This window comes from Glutamicibacter sp. NPDC127525, from assembly GCF_042672105.1.
Taxonomy (GTDB): Bacteria; Actinomycetota; Actinomycetes; order Actinomycetales; family Micrococcaceae; genus Glutamicibacter.
In genome coordinates this window covers 953,283-968,811 of the sequence record NZ_JBHXVN010000001.1, presented here as the reverse complement: position 1 = coordinate 968,811, position 15,529 = coordinate 953,283, and the positions used below count along the sequence as shown (strand labels likewise).

The following is a 15,529-nucleotide window of genomic DNA, read 5'->3' as shown; positions in this document are numbered from 1 at the left end:
CGTGAACGCTGCGAAGCGTAGTTACTGAGCGATTGCGAGGGAGAAGTCTTTAATCCACGGGGGATTGGCTCCGGCTTGTGCCACTGTCAGTGCAGCTGACGTTAAGGCCTGACGAAGTGCCTCTTCAACATCTTGAGACTTAGCCGTTGCGCCGTGACGAAGAGCTTGAGCGAATTCTGGATTAGCCAGCACTCCAAAGAGCAGCCCGGACATGAAGGCGTCCCCGGCACCTATGGTGTCCACAAGATTGGTGGGAGAGGCAGCGACATCAAATTGCCGTCCCGAGGAAAGCGCCACGCAACCATCGCCGCCCTGAGTCATCACTGCCAAGGCTGGGCCGAGGCTGGCTACGTGCTTCAGAACCTCCCATGGCTCTAGGCCTGGGTATAGCCACTGACCATCAACGTCGCTGAGCTTCACGATGTGGCTCAGGCCCATCAGCAGCTCAATGCGTTGCAAAGCCGAGTCCCTGTCCTTGACAAGATCCGGACGGAGGTTAGGGTCATAGCTTCGAAGTGAATCGTCTGATGCATTCTTGAAAGCATCGACAATGATTTGACCCGAGGGTTCAATCCAAGCAGCGATGGAACCGGTGTGCAGTAATTCGCTGGAATCATCAGCGGGGACAGCAGGAATCTGCTGGTGGATGTCGAAGGTGTAACGAGCATTGAAGTGCTCATCCATCACTACCTGGGCTACGGACGTGGGATGCCCAGTTACTGAGCCGGCGGCAACATGCACTCCCGCCTGATCCAGGTGCTCCGCAATTTGAATGCCGTAGGAATCCTGACCGAATTCCGTATAGAACTGAACATCATGTCCCAGCCGGGCAAGCCCGACGGCGACATTCAGCGGTGATCCGCCAGGATGCGCAGTTTCTTCAACAACGTCGACGAGGGATTCGCCCATTACGCTAATGCGGCTCATGCCTTGGGCTCCAGTGCGTTATCAGAGAGTTCTTGAACTTTGAAAGACGCATTCGCACCAGTTGCGACGCGCAAGGTCGCGTAGGCCAGCGCTGCCTCACCGGTGAGCTGATCCGTAAGGGAACGTCGACCACCAGCAGCTAGGATTTCGATAGATCCGTGATCCACGAGAACTTTCACATCTAGTTCATCCGAACCAGCGGGCAGAGGCATGCGCTGGTTGGAGGCGTAGAGCTCGTGGTCTACCTTGCCTGCTTCGCGGCGGTGCTGAATCAATTCGGATTCAACGGTGAGTTCGCTGATAAGAGTGTCATCGGCGCGGAATAAGGAAAGGACTGCTGGTTCGGTTGGGCTGGTAGCAAACGTCAGTTCAACCAGAGCGGGGGAGCCCAGCTCAATACGATTTTCGCCAGCGTTGGCCTTGCTTGATGCAACGTCGGCTTTTGGCAATCCGAGAATGCGCTGGCGAATGTCAAACTTGCCGTTGGAGTCTTTCACCAAATCCAGCCGGCGTGCGGCGCTCATGGATCCGCGCCATCCGTCGTGGGGGAGCTCGCGGGCGTAGTCCCAGTTGCTCATCCAGGCAATGAGAGTTTGCTCGTCTAGTGGCAAGCCGTGGAAGCTGACACCTGCATAGAAGTCGCGTCCCCAGTCAAGCCAGTCGCCCTGCTTCAAGGATTCGTATCCGAAGCTATCCCAAGTTTCCTGAGTCTCATCAGGAGTGAAGGTGGTGCCGTTGAATTCACCAATGAAGTACTGGGTACCTGAGCCGCCGGCCACGCCGCCTGGGTTCAGCGAAACAATTAGAACCCACTTCAGCTGGTCTGTGCCGGCAACTGGTAGCTGGAATAGATCTGGGCATTCCCAGATTCCGGCAACAGCAGCCTGGGGTCCGAAGCTGGAGAGCTCGGTCCAGTCCTTGAGGTTCTCAGAACGGTAGATCATCACTCGGCGATCAATGGCTTCAACAGCAACCATGACCCAGAAGGAACCCTGCTCGGATTCGTATCGGATGACCTTTGGGTCGCGGAAGTCCTTGGACCCTCGATCCAGAACTGGATTCTGCCCGTATTTGGTGAAAGTGATTCCACCATCCAGCGAGTAGGCGATGGCTTGGGACTGGTTGGTCTCATCCTTGGCTGCCGCGGTGTAGATGGCAACGACCGGCGCAACCGTGCCGTCGCCGAAGCCGCTGGTATTTTCGTGGTCCACCACGATGGAGCCGGAGAAGATATCAGCCATGTCGCCGTGCAGAATCGCGATAGGAAGTTCTTCCCAGTTCACCAGATCGGTGCTGACCGCGTGGCCCCAAGACATAAATCCGTGGCCTACGCCGTGAGGATTGTGCTGGAAGTACAGGTGGTATTGCTTTCCGTCAAAGAACAATCCATTGGGGTCATTGATCCAGTTTTTCTTCGCAGTGAAATGTAGCTGTGGTCGCTTCACCGCGACCTGTTGAGTTTCGGGCAACGCTGCCATCCTTCGATATGAGTTGGCTAAATGGATTTAGCACAAGACTCTAACAGCGTGGCCGAATCACTGCAATAGGCTAGGGTCGAATAATTGCATTCGAACTGTCTCAAGAGGGAAATGTGGAATCGCCTAAAGCCAAGCGGATAACAATTGCTGACGTTTCAGAAGCTTCGGGGATGTCCAAGGCTGCCGTCAGCATGATCCTGAACAATAAGCCGGGCACGCGACTGTCCGCCGAAGCCACGGAACGAGTGCGCGCGGCCGCCAAGAAACTGGGTTACCGGCCAAATGCGGCAGCCCAATCCTTGCGAAGCGGGAAGACGCGCACCCTGGGGTTCATCTCTGATCAAGTTACCGTGACTCGTTTTGCTTCCGAAATGATCACCGGCATCCTGCGCGCAGCGGAAGAGCGAGACCATACGGTGCTCATTGCTGAGACCTTCGGCAAGCCAGAGCAAATGGCTGAAGCAATAACGCAGATGACCCACCGGGACGTTGACGGGCTGATTCTTGGGTTCATGGATTCTCGCCAACGTGATTTGAAGATCCCGAAAACTGGATTGCCCACCGTGCTGGTCAACGGCATTGACGACAGCCCTTGCGTCGCAGTGCTTCCCAATGAGATGGATTCGGGGGCTAAAGCCGTGCAGAGGGTTATCGAATCCGGGGCGAAGAGTGTTGCGGTCATCGGTGAACTTGAAAACGCCGAAAAGGATCCGCGAACCTATCCAAGTATCTCTCGCCGCTTCGGCTCCCTGCGCAGAGCCTTGGCGGAATCAAACCTCGAAGTACTGGGCCACTGGGTGCTCGACGACTGGAACCCCACCGACGGATATGAAGCAACAATCCGGATGCTAGCCGACGGGTACAACCCTGACGCCATCATTTGCGCCAATGACCGCGTGGCCATGGGTGTCTTCCAAGCGCTCGCCGAAAATGGCCTGAAGCCAGGAACGGACCTGTCCGTGCTGTCTTTCGATGACGAGATCATTGCCAGCTACCTTCGCCCGCAATTGACCTCTATTCGACTTCCATATGAGGGGATGGGTGCTCTGGCCGTTGAGCTTCTGCTCGATGGAAAGCTGGAGCCCGGGGAGCATCAGATCGACATGCCGCTCATCGAGCGCGAGTCCATGAAATCCCGCTGACTCGCGGGCACAACCGAGCTGGCCGGTTCCGCGAACCTGATTTCCACGATTTCCTTTGTGTCCACCAGTGCCATTTCGGGGAATGGCTGCCATGCTTCGGGGTGCTGATTACGCCTCTGCCCTGTGGCATCGTGTCCCATTTGCCCTACTCAGCTGAATGAAGCAAGGGATTCCCATGTCTTGGATCCATGGCCTTGACGGTCAGGAGTCGATCCTGTCAATGATTTTCACTGCCGCAAAACTTCTTCCTTGACAGCCGTAAGTGATGTAGGTTACCTTATTTCACAGCGTAGTAACGCGCGTTACTGAATCGTGTTAGCAAACCCTTGGCACGACGCGAAACGCACTGATCTCGAAGGGGAGGAGGGGCATGTCTCAGCAGTCAGTGACCATGGCCGACGTTGCCAAAGCAGCCGGGGTGAGCCGAACAACCGTCTCATTCGTACTCAACGGCCGGATGGAATCAAGCATCCCCGAAACCACAAGAGAACGAATCAACCAAACGGCGCGCGAACTGGGCTACCGCCCCAACGCAGCCGCACGAACCTTGGCCAGCAAACGCAGCTCCTGGTTCGGGCTGGTGACCGAAATTGCCACCTCGCCCTTTGCCACTGACGTGATCAAGGGAGCGCAGCAGGCAGCATGGAAAGACGGCAACTTCCTCCTTATCGCACCCAGCGACGATGATCCAGGCATGGATAACCTCGCCGTTGAGAAGTTGCTTGAACAGCAGGTTGGCGGATTGATCATCGCGACTTCCTGGCACCGCCAAATCACGGTGCCGGAAAATGCAAAATCAGTTCCCTGCGTACTGGTCAACTGCTTCGATGCCGGCGGCCAATTGCCATCAATTGTTCCGGATGAATTCGGAGGCGGATACGCTGCCGCTGAAATCCTGGCCAAGGCCGGGCACACCAGCATCGGGCACATCACTCTCAAAACAGGAATTCCTGCGCAAATCGGACGCCAAGCCGGTATGAAGCAGGCCCTGCGCGATCACGGAATTGAATTCGATGATTCCCGGATCGTGCCTGGTGATGGAACTGCCGACAGCGGGTACCACGGTACGCAAACGCTGCTAAGCCAACTGGATCCGCCTACCGCAATTTTTTGCGGAAATGACCGGATCGCCATGGGCGCCTATGACGCAATCAAGGAACGCGGATTGCAGGTGGGAAAAGACATTTCAATCGTCGGATTCGATGATCAGGAAATTCTGGCACCGCATATGCGGCCAAAGCTGACAACCATTGCCTTGCCCTTCGAAGAACTGGGCATGGCGGGGGTGTCCCTATTGAATCAAATGGTAGAGGGCTCGCCGATCGAGAATCGCCAAATTACCATCGGCTGCCCCCCACGCATTCGTTCGTCTGTGGCCATGCACGGCCGCAGATGAACTTCCCCTCCGCTACACATCACATGAATGGATGAGGAACTTCAATGATAATCAAATACTTACGTCGCGCGCACCTCGCCGTGGCCGCGACCGCTGTGGCCGGCACCCTCGCCTTGAGCGGATGCGTCGCATCGAATCCAGGCGGAACTGAAGGGGGCGACGGATCAGCCAACGCCGCGTTCCTGACCATTCCGCGCGAGGACATGGGAACCTTCTCAAAAAACTTCAACCCCTTCTCGCCCAATGCTGCGCCAATGACCGGGCAGTCCATTTACGAATCCATGCTGGTCTACAACCCGGCAGGCGGCGACACCGTGCCTTGGCTGGCCACGGAGTGGAGTGCAGGCAAAGACGGAAAGTCGCTGGCCTTCAATCTGCGTCCGGGCGTTAAATTCTCCGATGGCACCCCGCTGACGTCCAAGGACGTCAAGCTCTCAGTTGAACTGCAAAAGGAACTGCTCGGCGGCTATGACTACCTGAAGTCCATCAAGACTCTCGATGACTCGACCATCGAGTTCCACTTCAAGCAGGCATTCACCCCGGCCCTCTACGAACTGGGCCAGCAGGTGATTGTTCCGGCCCACATCTGGTCCAAGTTCGACAAGCCCGGAAATGAAGAGAACCCGAAACCGGTAGGCACCGGACCATACACCGAAGTAGCCAATTTCCAGGCGCAGTCCTTCGAATTGGGCAAGAACCCATACTATTGGCAACCCGAGAAGCAGAATATCGGCGGCATCCGCATGCTCGCTTTCGCCGGCAACGACGGAGCCAACCTCGCCGCCATCTCCGGCGATGTTGACTGGACGCAAACCTACATGCCGGATATCCAATCGACCTACGTGGACAAGGATCCGGAGCACCGTCATTTCTGGTTCCCGACCACTGGCGCCGAAATCAACTGGCAGCTGAACACTACCAAGAAAGAATTCTCGGATGTTCGCGTACGCAAGGCGTTGAGCATGGCCGTAGACCGCGAACAGGTTGTCAAGGTCGGCATGTCCGACTACGCCAAACCAGCGGACTGCACCGGACTGTCCGGCAACTATGACAAGTGGCGCGACGCTGCGGTCGTCGAACAGTGCGACTGGACCACGCGGGATGTGGAAGGCGCAAAGAAGCTTCTTGATGAAGCAGGCTTCAAGGAGAATGCACAGGGGCAGCGCACCACCGCCGCTGGCAAGCCATTCACCTTCGATATCTCCGTGGGTTCAACCTCCTCGGATTGGCTTTCGGTAGCGAATATCATCGCCCAAAACCTCCAGGACGTGGGCATCAAGGCCACTGTTGATTCGCCGGATTGGGCCGCGGTGACCGCAAGCTACGAAACCGGTGAATTCGACACCGGAATCGTTTGGACCGCTAACGCTCCGACTCCTTACCAGTACTACCTCAACCTCATGGGCAGCCAGAACGTCAAGCCCGTGGGCAAGCAGACCTTTGACAACTACCACCGGTTCAGCGATAAAAAAGCAGATGAGCTGTTGAACAAGTTCGTGGCTGCCGGCGATGAGGGAGAACAGAAGCAGATCGTTAACGACCTGCAGGCTCGCTACAGCGAACTGGCACCGGTAGTACCGCTATTCGCCGGCCCGGAATGGGGTGCCTACACCACTGAGAACTTCGTGGGTTGGCCAACCGAAGATAACCCGTATGCCACGTTGAGCAACCGGGCCCCGACCACCGTTCTGGTGCTCACCAGCCTGGAACCAGCGAACTAGCAACATTTTCCCTTCGCAGCGGGCGGATACCGTCCGCCCGCTGCGTTGCGATCCTTAGCCAAGGACACACAACATGAGTTTCCTCCTACGGCGCTTGGGCTTTTATCTCCTAGCCTTCTGGGCGTCAATCACCCTGAATTTCCTTCTACCGCGGCTGATGCCAGGCGATCCCGTCACCCGCATGCTGTCCCGCTCGCAGCAACGGCTTGAGCCACAACAAGTCGAAGCACTTCGAACCCTGATGGGAGTGGACGGCGGCCCCATCATCCCCGAATACTTTGGCTATCTTGGCCGTGTCTTGACCGGCGACTTTGGGATGTCGATTTCCCGTTTCCCCACTCCAGTCTCCGAGGTCATCGCCTCGCAGCTGCCGTGGACCTTGCTGCTGGGACTGACTTCATTGATTTTCGCCGTGATCCTCGGAAACCTCCTGGGCATCCTTGCCGCCTGGCGCCGTGGCGGCTTCTTGGACTCGGTTGCTCCACCGCTGCTGGTGTTCATCGGTTCTTTCCCGTATTTCTGGCTAGCCATGGGGGCCTTGTACATCTTCGGCATCAACATGGGCGTCGCCCCGATGCGCCATGCCTTCTCCGTAGGCCTGGTTCCCGGATTCAATCTCGAATTCATCCTGGACGTTGCAGCGCACCTGGTCCTGCCCGCGCTGACCATCGTGCTGGTTTCCCTGGGCGGCTGGATGCTGGGCATGCGCAACACCATGATTGCCACCAACTCCGAAGACTACATTTTGATGGCCGAGGCCAAGGGGCTGCGACCGCACCGCATCATGCTGAACTACGCGGCACGCAACGCGATGCTGCCATCGGTCACCAGCATGGGCATGAGCATCGGCTTCATCGTCGGCGGCGCACTGCTGACCGAAGTGGTATTCGCCTACCCAGGCGTCGGCTACCAGCTGCTCGGCGCTGTCCAAGGCCTTGACTACCCGCTGATGCAGGGCATGTTCCTGACCATTACTGCCGCGGTGCTGATAGCCAACTTCCTCGTAGACCTTGTCTACGTCCGACTCGACCCTCGCGTGCGGAAAGGCTGATCGCCATGACCCAGAATGCTACAGATCCACAGACTCTGGCTGCCTCGCAACCAGCGGAGGAAAGCGGCTCCGCTCGTGCCAGAGTCAGTGCTACCCGGTTGCTGCGGACTTTGCTCCGCAACGGCAAGGCCGTGGCTGGGCTCAGCATCCTGCTTGCCTTTATCATCCTGGCCTTGCTTGCCCCGGCGCTCTTCCCCGGGGATCCGTCGCGGATTACCTCGGCCGGTGCCAGCGCACCAAGCATGGAGCATTGGCTGGGTACCACCAGCAAGGGCCAAGACGTTTTGGGGCTGACCCTGTGGGGTGCCCGCTCGTCGCTCTTCGTCGGCTTCGCCGCCGGCATCCTCTCCACCATTGTCGGCGTGCTGGTCGGGTTGAGCGGGGCCTACTTCGGCCGCGGCCTGGACGAGGTGCTCTCCCTGGTTACCAACGTCTTCCTGCTGGTGCCCGGCCTGCCGTTGCTGGTGATCCTGGCGGCATTCATGCCGCCTGGTCTTGGCACGGTGATCGTGGTGCTGATGATTACCGGATGGGCAGGCAGCGCACGCGTCATGCGTTCCCAGGCCATGTCCATCCGCGGAAAAGACTATGTTGCCGCGGCTTTGGTATCGGGCGAGCGCCCGCTGCGCATCATGGTCCGCGAAATGCTCCCCAATATGGCCTCGGTCGTCATGACCACGCTGCTTGGCTGCATCATCGGCTCCATCGGCGCACAGGCTGGGCTTGAATTCCTGGGCTTGGGCGACGTGAACACCATCTCCTGGGGTACCAACCTGTTCTGGGCGACCAGCGACGGATCGCTGATGCTGGGCCAATGGTGGATTTTCGTGCCATCGGGCCTGGCCATCGCCTTGGTCGCCTTCGCCTTGGCCCTGTGCAACTACGCGGTGGATGAAATCACCAATCCGCGCCTGCGCCGCCCGAAGCATGCAACGAGAAGCACCGCGGCGACTACCGTGGTGCGAAAGGAAGAAAAATGAGCGTCCCGGTATTGGAAGTCCAGGACCTGACCGTCGAGTACGTCAGCGACGAGAGAGCTGTGCGCGGCGCTGACCGGGTCAGCTTCGCCATCCACTCCGGTGAAATCTTCGGTTTGGCGGGGGAGTCCGGCTGCGGCAAGTCCACCATTGCCAACTCGATCATGCGCTTGCTGAAAGATCCTGCGCGGATCACCCACGGCAAGATCCTCTTTGAAGGCCAAGATGTGCTGGGCATGGACGAAGCGGAACTGCGCGCCTGGCGCTGGAACAACGTCGCCATGGTATTCCAGTCGGCGATGAACTCATTGAACCCGGTCACTCGAATTGGCGAGCAGTTTGTCGACGTGATCCGCACGCACCGTGGCGGCACCCGTGCTGCCGCGGTGCAGCGCGCCGAAGAGCTGCTCACCATGGTGCGCATCGATCCGGCGCGATTGCGGGCCTATCCGCACCAGCTTTCAGGCGGACAGCGCCAGCGCATTGTCATTGCCATGGCCTGTGCGCTGAACCCGCGGTTGCTGATCCTGGATGAGCCCACCACGGCGCTGGACGTAGTGGTTCAGCAAGAAATCCTGGAGCAGATCAGGGAACTGCAAAGCGAACTCGGATTCGCCATCCTGTTCATCACCCATGACATGTCGCTGATGCTTGAGCTCTCCGATCGCATTGGCATCATGTACGGCGGGCGCATCGTGGAGCTGGCACCGGCGCCGTCGTTGCGCCATGGTTCGAAGCACCCCTATACGCAGGCGCTGCTCGGAGCGTTCCCGCCCCTGCACGGACCGAAAGTCAAGCTCACCGGCTTGGCCGAAGGCACCAGATTCACCAACATCAAGGACCTTAGGCAGGTAGGCGAAGGCCATTGGGTCGCCCCGACCCAAGCCCCGGTCCTCACTCAAGGAGAACTGCCATGACCTCGACAGCTGCCAAGCACGCCTCTATGGTGCCAGTGGTGCGTATCCGTTCGCTGAGCAAATCTTTCACCAGCACCGCACTGTTCCGTCGCACGAAGGTTCCGGCCCTGAGGGGTATCGACCTGGAGCTGCACCGCGGTGAAATCGTGGCGCTGGTGGGCGAATCAGGTTCCGGTAAATCGACGTTGGCCCGCTGCTTGGCATTGCTTGAGGTACCGGATTCCGGGGAAATGCTGGTCAATGGAAAGGACATATCCGGGCTCAAGGGATCAGCGGCCCGGAACTACCGCAGCGAAGTGCAAATGGTGTTCCAAGACCCTTTCGGTTCGTTGAACCCGGCCTTCCGAGTGGAGCACATCCTGGAACGCGCCTTGGCGCTGCACCAGCCAAGCATCAAGTCCAAGCGCGCAGAAATGGCCAAGCTGGTGTCCACCGTCGGGCTGAGCCCGGATGTGTTGTCCTCATTCCCGCACGAGCTCTCCGGCGGACAGCGCCAGCGCATTGCAATCGCCCGCGTGCTGGCAGCCAAGCCGAAAGTCATCCTGGCCGATGAGCCGACCTCCATGCTGGATGTCTCGGTGCGGATCGGCGTGCTGAATCTGTTGCACAAGCTGCGCGATGAGCATGGGATCTGCATCCTCTATGTCACCCACGACTTGGCATCCGCCCGCTATCTCTCGGACCGGATCGCGGTACTTAACGAGGGGCGAATAGTCGAGTCGGGCGAGTCCGTGCAGCTGCTGGACAATCCCCGGCATCCATACACCCGGCTGCTGGTGGGCGCGGTACCCGACCCGGACCGCGACAGCAGCCAGGATGCGTCGAAGCGCGCGGCCCTGCGTGAACAGATCCACCGCTGGTCGGCCAGCACCACCCTGAAAAAGCACATGATCGATGAATCACGCCAGCACTGGGTGCTGGCCGGCGAAAGCGAAATGAATTGAATCTGGATATGAATGCCGCCTACGGCAGCGCCTCCCGGAGAAATGTTGTCAAAACCCTGGCTGCAGCCACCGCTTTGGGGCTGGCCGGGGTTGGCCCAGATGCAGCCCATGCCGCTCCCGCAGGCAGCTCCAAGACCAAGAGGGGCGTTTCCCCGGCCATGAGCTACCGTCCCACCTACCACTTCAGCGTCCCCGACAATTGGAAGAACGACCCGCAGCGTCCGGTGTATCTTGATGGCGAATACCTGTACTACTACCTCTACAACGAGGACTACATTCTCGGCGGCAATGGGACCAGCTGGCGCATGGCGAGCACCACTGACCACGTCAATTTCACTGACCGCGGCGTAGCTATCAGCAAGCATGAGAGCCCCAACGGGGACTGCTGGTCCGGATCAATTGTCATCGACCAGCAAAACACCGCAGGATACGGGAAGGGCACGCTGATTGCTTTGGTCACCCAAGCCCCCAATGGCGTGCAGGCCCAGTACCTCTGGTACTCCACCGACAAGGGACGCAGCTTCAAACCCGGAGGGACCGAACCGGTTCTGGCCAACCCGGGCACCGATGCCTTCCGAGACCCGAAGGTGATCTGGCATGAGCAGAGCTCTCAGTGGGTCCTGCTCAATGCCGAGGGAGACCGCATCGGAATCTATGCTTCGGCGGATCTGAAGCAGTGGACGAGAACCAGCGAATTCGTGCGCACCACTCTGGGCATTCTTGAATGCCCAGATCTCTTCCAGATCCAGGCTTCGGATGGTTCCAGGCATTGGGTGCTGGGAACCAGCGCTAACGGCAAGCCCCGCGATTTGCCCGCTACCTACGCCTACTGGATTGGCGACTTCGACGGAAAGGCCTTCACTGCTTCTCAGGCCGAGCCGCAATGGCTGGATTGGGGCTTCGACTTCTACGGCGCGGTGACCTATCCGGACCACCACGCCGATGGCAGCGAAAATCCCGGAATGCGCCGCGCCATTGGCTGGAACAACTTCTGGGATTATCCGCATAATGCTCCGAGCATGGCCACCGATGGCTACAACGGAGACGACATGATTGTGCGCGAGGTGCGGATGGTTGCCGGACCGAATGGCAATTACCTCGCTTCTGTTCCGGTGGCGCAGCTGGACAGGCTAGCCCGTGCAACCACCAAGTTCGGCAGCCCTGTGGTTTCGGGGGAGAAGATTCTCCCGTTCTCCAGCAGTGCTTATGTGCTGCAGTGCGAATTGCAGTGGGACCCGGCCAACCCGCCGGAAAACATCGGTTTCGAGCTGTGCCGGGCCGTATCCGGAACGCGCCATGTGGCAACCGGGCTCTATTTGGCCGGCGGGTTCGCCTATGTGAATCGCAAGCCGGGCTTCCATCCGGGGGATAAGGGCGAATCCAAGAGCCCATTGGAGGTACCGAGCGGGAAACTCGACGTGCGCATCCTGGTGGATCGCTCTAGCGTCGAGGTGTTCTTCGGCGACGGGCGGCTCGTCCACTCTCATCGCGTGTTCCCGCTGTCCACTGATGCCGGGATCAAGCTCTTTGTCTCCGGCGGGAAAGCGTCATACAAGAATCTCACGGCGCGCGAGCTGGGCTTCGCATAGGAGGCTGGCTGCTGCCAGGATCCAGGAAGCCCGAGGGTGGCTTGGGGTAAATCGGGTCGCGGGCCATCCTGCGGTGCTTGCCAAGTGCACGACGTAGCCGGAGTTCGGCCCCGAGCAGCAGTACTTGGCGGACAGAAGCGGGCACGCCGCGAGGTTCTGGTGCGCTGGATCACAGGATTCGCCGCGTGAAACATCAAACGTCTAATGTTTAAACGTGATCGACAACGCATCAGAATCCGCGGCCCCGCCTCCTGCCAGCAAAGCCGCCAAGCATCCCTGGCGGGCAAGCGCACTGGCAGTTGCGGCGGTGATCCTCGTCGGGCTGAACCTGCGCATGGGTATTGCCTCGGCATCTCCGCTCTTCCATGACCTGCAGGAGATGATGGGGTACGGCACGTTCATCGCTTCGCTGCTGCCGACGATCCCAGTTTTGTGCTTTGCCGTGGCTGGCGCGGCAACGAGCTTGGTGATCGGCAGGACCGGACTGGAACTGGGCATCGCCCTGTCCTTGCTGCTGCTCACCGCTGGGCTGGCCTTGCGCATTGTCGATTCAACTTGGGCCTTGCTGGCCGGCACCGTGGTAGGCATGTGCGGCTTGGCCATCTGCAATGTGGCCATGCCCTCATTTATTCGAGAGCACCACGGGAACCGCGCCGCGTCGATGACCGCGGCCTACACGACCACCATGTCCATCGGCGCGACGCTGGCCTCCGCAATCAGCGTCCCGCTGGCGGTGAAGGCGGGTTCGCCGACGACGGCATTGGCTTTGTGGGCGATTCCCGCCGGCCTGGCTTTGCTGGTCTTTGTGCCGCTGTCCATCTCCGGGAAGCGTTCCGCTGTTCAGAAGGGCACGCATGTTTCTCCATGGCCGCTACTGGCCACGCGCAAGGGCTTGCTGTTCACCACTGTTTTCGGCATCCAGTCGCTGCTGGTCTATACCGTGGTCAGCTGGTTGCCGCATATCCTCATTTCGCGCGGGCTGGAGCCAGTTGATGCCGGCTTGATGCTGGGCATCGTGCAGGGAGTCAGCATCCCGGCAGTCATGATCATGCTCTGGATGGCTTCGAAGCCGGCGCTGCTGCGCAGTGCCTTCGTGCTGACTACCAGCTGCTCGGTACTCGGTTTTATCGCTCTGCTGCTCTTGCCGGTAGAACTGTCCTTGATCAGCTCGGTCTTCATTGGCCTGGGCTTCGGGGTGTTCCCGCTGGTGATGCTCATGCTCAGCCGCAGTGGCGGCAGCGCAGAAGAAACGACAGCAATGTCCACGGTGGCCCAATCTGTCGGCTACCTGATTGCAGCCATTGGACCCTTCGCCCTGGGGCTCATGCAGGGCGCATTGGGATCTTGGACGGTTGGCTTGGTGATCATCCTCGCCTTCGCTGTGGTGCAGCTTCTGTTCTGCTACAAGCTGGGCGGCCTGCGTACCGAAGCCGATTCGCATCCGTTGATCGAAGTGGACGGCTCGGCTGAAGCGGAGCGGCCATGAGCAAGACCCCATTGCGTCCGCCCTTGTCCGAAGAGGTTGTGGCGAAGCTGCAGAGCGCCGTAGCGAAGGGCCGCTGGAAGGTGGGGGACCGCGTTCCGGCTGAACCCGAGCTGATGGCGGAAATGGGCGTCTCCCGCGGGACCTTGCGCGAAGCCATCAAGGCGCTGGCCAGCACGGGGATCTTCGAGGTCCGCCGTGGAGATGGCACCTACGTGCGCGCGACCAGCGAGATCAGCGGCACCGCCCAACGGGTGTACCGAGACCACTCCGACCAGGACGTGCTCCAGGTGCGATTCGCCCTGGATACCCAGTCGGCCCGGCTCGCTGCCAAAGCCGCTGATGCAAAAGTAGTCGAACAGTTGCGCGCGTTGCTGGGCCAGCGAAGCGAAGCATGGGGAAACCGGGATTATCCTGCGTGGGCGAAAGCCGACTGGAAATTCCATCTGGAAGTGGCGCGGGCTTCCCGTGTTCCGCTGATGCATGAGATCTATGAGAGCTTCGGGGATGTTTTCCACGGAACCAAGATGGTCCAGAGGCTTTCCGACGGATTCGATGGCTGCCTGCACGAGGGCCACGAATCACTGGTAGACGCAATCGAAGCAGGCGATCCCGAAGCAGCAGCTCGAACTGTTATCAAGAATCTTGATTACTGCATGAGCTGGATGCCTTAATTCCTGACTTCGAGGGCGCTGCCCGGACTAAACAGCCTTCATGCGCCGGACGTTTTCCTGCACCACTGCCTTGAAGTCCCCGCCCGAAGCCGCAAAGGTATTGCGCTGCAACTGGTATTCCGCCCCGCGTTCGATCAAACGGATTATGCCCTGCAGTTCCTCGGCGCATCCCAGCTGCTCGGCAATCGGTGCCAGGCGCTTGACCTCTGAGCGCAGGTGGTCGGTCACCAGCATCTCGTCGCCTTGGGCGTTGAGGATGATGATGGCATCCAGCCCGTAGCGGGCGGCGCGCCACTTGTTCTCCACTCGGAACCAGGCCGGCATAACAGGAATCTTGTAGCCGGCTTCGATGGATAGCGACATGTCGTGCACCAGGCACTGGGTCAGTGCGGTAAAAGCGGCAATGTCATCCAGAGAGCTCACGCCATCGCAGATGCGCATTTCCACGGTGCCCAAACGAGGTACCGGACGCACATCCCAGCGGATCTCGGAGACATCATCAATAACCCCGGTATGCAGCATGTCTGCAACGTGGGATTCGTATTCGGACCATGAATCGAAGTGGAAGGGGATCCCGGCAGCTGGCAGCTGCTGGAACATCAGCGAACGCTGCGAAGCGTAGCCGGTGTCTTCCCCGCCCCAGTACGGGGAGGAGGCGCTGAGTGCTTGGAAATGCGGCTGGTAGTTGATCAAACCGTCAGTGATTGGAAGCGCTTTTTCGCGATCGTCCAAGCCCACGTGCACGTGCACGCCGTAGATCACCATCTGGCGGCCCCACCACTGGGTGCGGTCAATCAGCTTGGCATAGCGGTCCTTGTCCGTCACCGGCTGCAAGGTCGGCGCGGCAAAAGGATGGGAGCCCGCGGAATACAGGTCCACGCCGTGGTTTCCGGCGACCTCGTTGAGCATGCGCACGTTGGTGCGCAGTTCCTCAGCCGCGTCTGCCACGTTGGTATGGACACCGGTGACCACCTCCACGGTATTCATCAACAATTCCGGCTTCACTGTCGGATGCTCATCTTCGTGGTCAAGACCGGCCTCATCCTTGAGCTGGTCAAGGATACTCTCGGCAACCGAGCACAAGTCCGCACTTTCGCGATTGACCAAGGCGATTTCCCATTCGACACCGATAGTGGATTGGGAAGAGTGGGCGAACTCGATTTTCTGCACGGCGCTCCTATTGATGACGTCTCGGACGGAATGCTCCGGAGCCGAACAAAGTGGATGGAG

At 59.3% G+C, this 15,529-nt stretch carries 13 protein-coding genes; 10 read left to right on the top strand and 3 right to left on the bottom strand.

Features of this window, described 5'->3' with window-relative positions; all coding sequences use genetic code 11:
* Nucleotides 1-21: 21 nt before the first annotated feature.
* Together ACFVHU_RS04470 and ACFVHU_RS04465 are read right to left on the bottom strand one after the other, a co-directional pair.
* Nucleotides 22-927: a carbohydrate kinase gene (locus ACFVHU_RS04470; RefSeq protein ID WP_388022690.1), complete on the bottom strand. Its 906-nt coding sequence runs from the start codon at nt 925-927 to the stop codon at nt 22-24.
* Nucleotides 924-2,396, bottom strand: coding sequence for a GH32 C-terminal domain-containing protein (locus ACFVHU_RS04465; RefSeq protein WP_388022687.1), 1,473 nt, complete (start codon nt 2,394-2,396; stop codon nt 924-926). Before ACFVHU_RS04465 ends, ACFVHU_RS04470 begins: the two co-directional genes overlap by 4 nt.
* 122 nt (nt 2,397-2,518) lie before the next feature.
* Between ACFVHU_RS04465 and ACFVHU_RS04460 the strand changes: the two genes are divergently transcribed.
* The 10 genes from ACFVHU_RS04460 to ACFVHU_RS04415 all read left to right on the top strand — a co-directional run bounded on the left by ACFVHU_RS04460 (nt 2,519) and on the right by ACFVHU_RS04415 (nt 14,299).
* Nucleotides 2,519-3,547 carry a LacI family DNA-binding transcriptional regulator gene (locus tag ACFVHU_RS04460; RefSeq protein ID WP_286134199.1) on the top strand — a complete coding sequence of 343 codons (1,029 nt, stop codon included), beginning with the start codon at nt 2,519-2,521 and terminating at the stop codon, nt 3,545-3,547.
* A gap of 370 nt (nt 3,548-3,917) precedes the next feature.
* Nucleotides 3,918-4,943, top strand: coding sequence for a LacI family DNA-binding transcriptional regulator (locus ACFVHU_RS04455; RefSeq protein WP_105657624.1), 1,026 nt, complete (start codon nt 3,918-3,920; stop codon nt 4,941-4,943).
* Between the two features lie 44 nt (nt 4,944-4,987).
* A complete protein-coding gene (locus ACFVHU_RS04450; protein ID WP_332487202.1) occupies nt 4,988-6,664 on the top strand; it encodes an ABC transporter substrate-binding protein in 1,677 nt (558 codons plus the stop codon).
* A gap of 73 nt (nt 6,665-6,737) precedes the next feature.
* Nucleotides 6,738-7,715 carry an ABC transporter permease gene (locus ACFVHU_RS04445; RefSeq protein ID WP_134779750.1) on the top strand — a complete coding sequence of 326 codons (978 nt, stop codon included), beginning with the start codon at nt 6,738-6,740 and terminating at the stop codon, nt 7,713-7,715.
* Nucleotides 7,716-7,720: 5 nt separating this feature from the next.
* The gene (locus tag ACFVHU_RS04440; RefSeq protein ID WP_388022682.1) at nt 7,721-8,695 is read left to right on the top strand and encodes an ABC transporter permease; all 975 of its coding nucleotides are present in this window, start codon (nt 7,721-7,723) and stop codon (nt 8,693-8,695) included.
* Nucleotides 8,692-9,609 (top strand): ABC transporter ATP-binding protein, encoded by a 918-nt coding sequence (locus ACFVHU_RS04435; RefSeq protein ID WP_105657620.1) that lies wholly within the window; start codon nt 8,692-8,694, stop codon nt 9,607-9,609. The genes ACFVHU_RS04440 and ACFVHU_RS04435 overlap by 4 nt, the downstream gene beginning before the upstream one ends.
* Nucleotides 9,606-10,553, top strand: coding sequence for an ATP-binding cassette domain-containing protein (locus ACFVHU_RS04430; RefSeq protein WP_332487209.1), 948 nt, complete (start codon nt 9,606-9,608; stop codon nt 10,551-10,553). The genes ACFVHU_RS04435 and ACFVHU_RS04430 overlap by 4 nt, the downstream gene beginning before the upstream one ends.
* An 8-nt stretch (nt 10,554-10,561) precedes the next feature.
* On the top strand, nt 10,562-12,142 hold the full coding sequence (locus ACFVHU_RS04425; protein ID WP_332487211.1) for a glycoside hydrolase family 32 protein: 1,581 nt from the start codon (nt 10,562-10,564) through the stop codon (nt 12,140-12,142).
* Nucleotides 12,143-12,356: 214 nt separating this feature from the next.
* Nucleotides 12,357-13,628: a CynX/NimT family MFS transporter gene (locus ACFVHU_RS04420; protein ID WP_105657618.1), complete on the top strand. Its 1,272-nt coding sequence runs from the start codon at nt 12,357-12,359 to the stop codon at nt 13,626-13,628.
* On the top strand, nt 13,625-14,299 hold the full coding sequence (locus tag ACFVHU_RS04415) for a FadR/GntR family transcriptional regulator (RefSeq protein WP_133833645.1): 675 nt from the start codon (nt 13,625-13,627) through the stop codon (nt 14,297-14,299). The genes ACFVHU_RS04420 and ACFVHU_RS04415 overlap by 4 nt, the downstream gene beginning before the upstream one ends.
* Nucleotides 14,300-14,326: 27 nt before the next feature.
* Here the strand turns inward: ACFVHU_RS04415 and ACFVHU_RS04410 are convergent, their stop codons facing one another.
* Nucleotides 14,327-15,469 (bottom strand): glutamate--cysteine ligase, encoded by a 1,143-nt coding sequence (locus tag ACFVHU_RS04410; RefSeq protein WP_388022677.1) that lies wholly within the window; start codon nt 15,467-15,469, stop codon nt 14,327-14,329.
* Between the last annotated feature and the right edge of the window lie 60 nt (nt 15,470-15,529).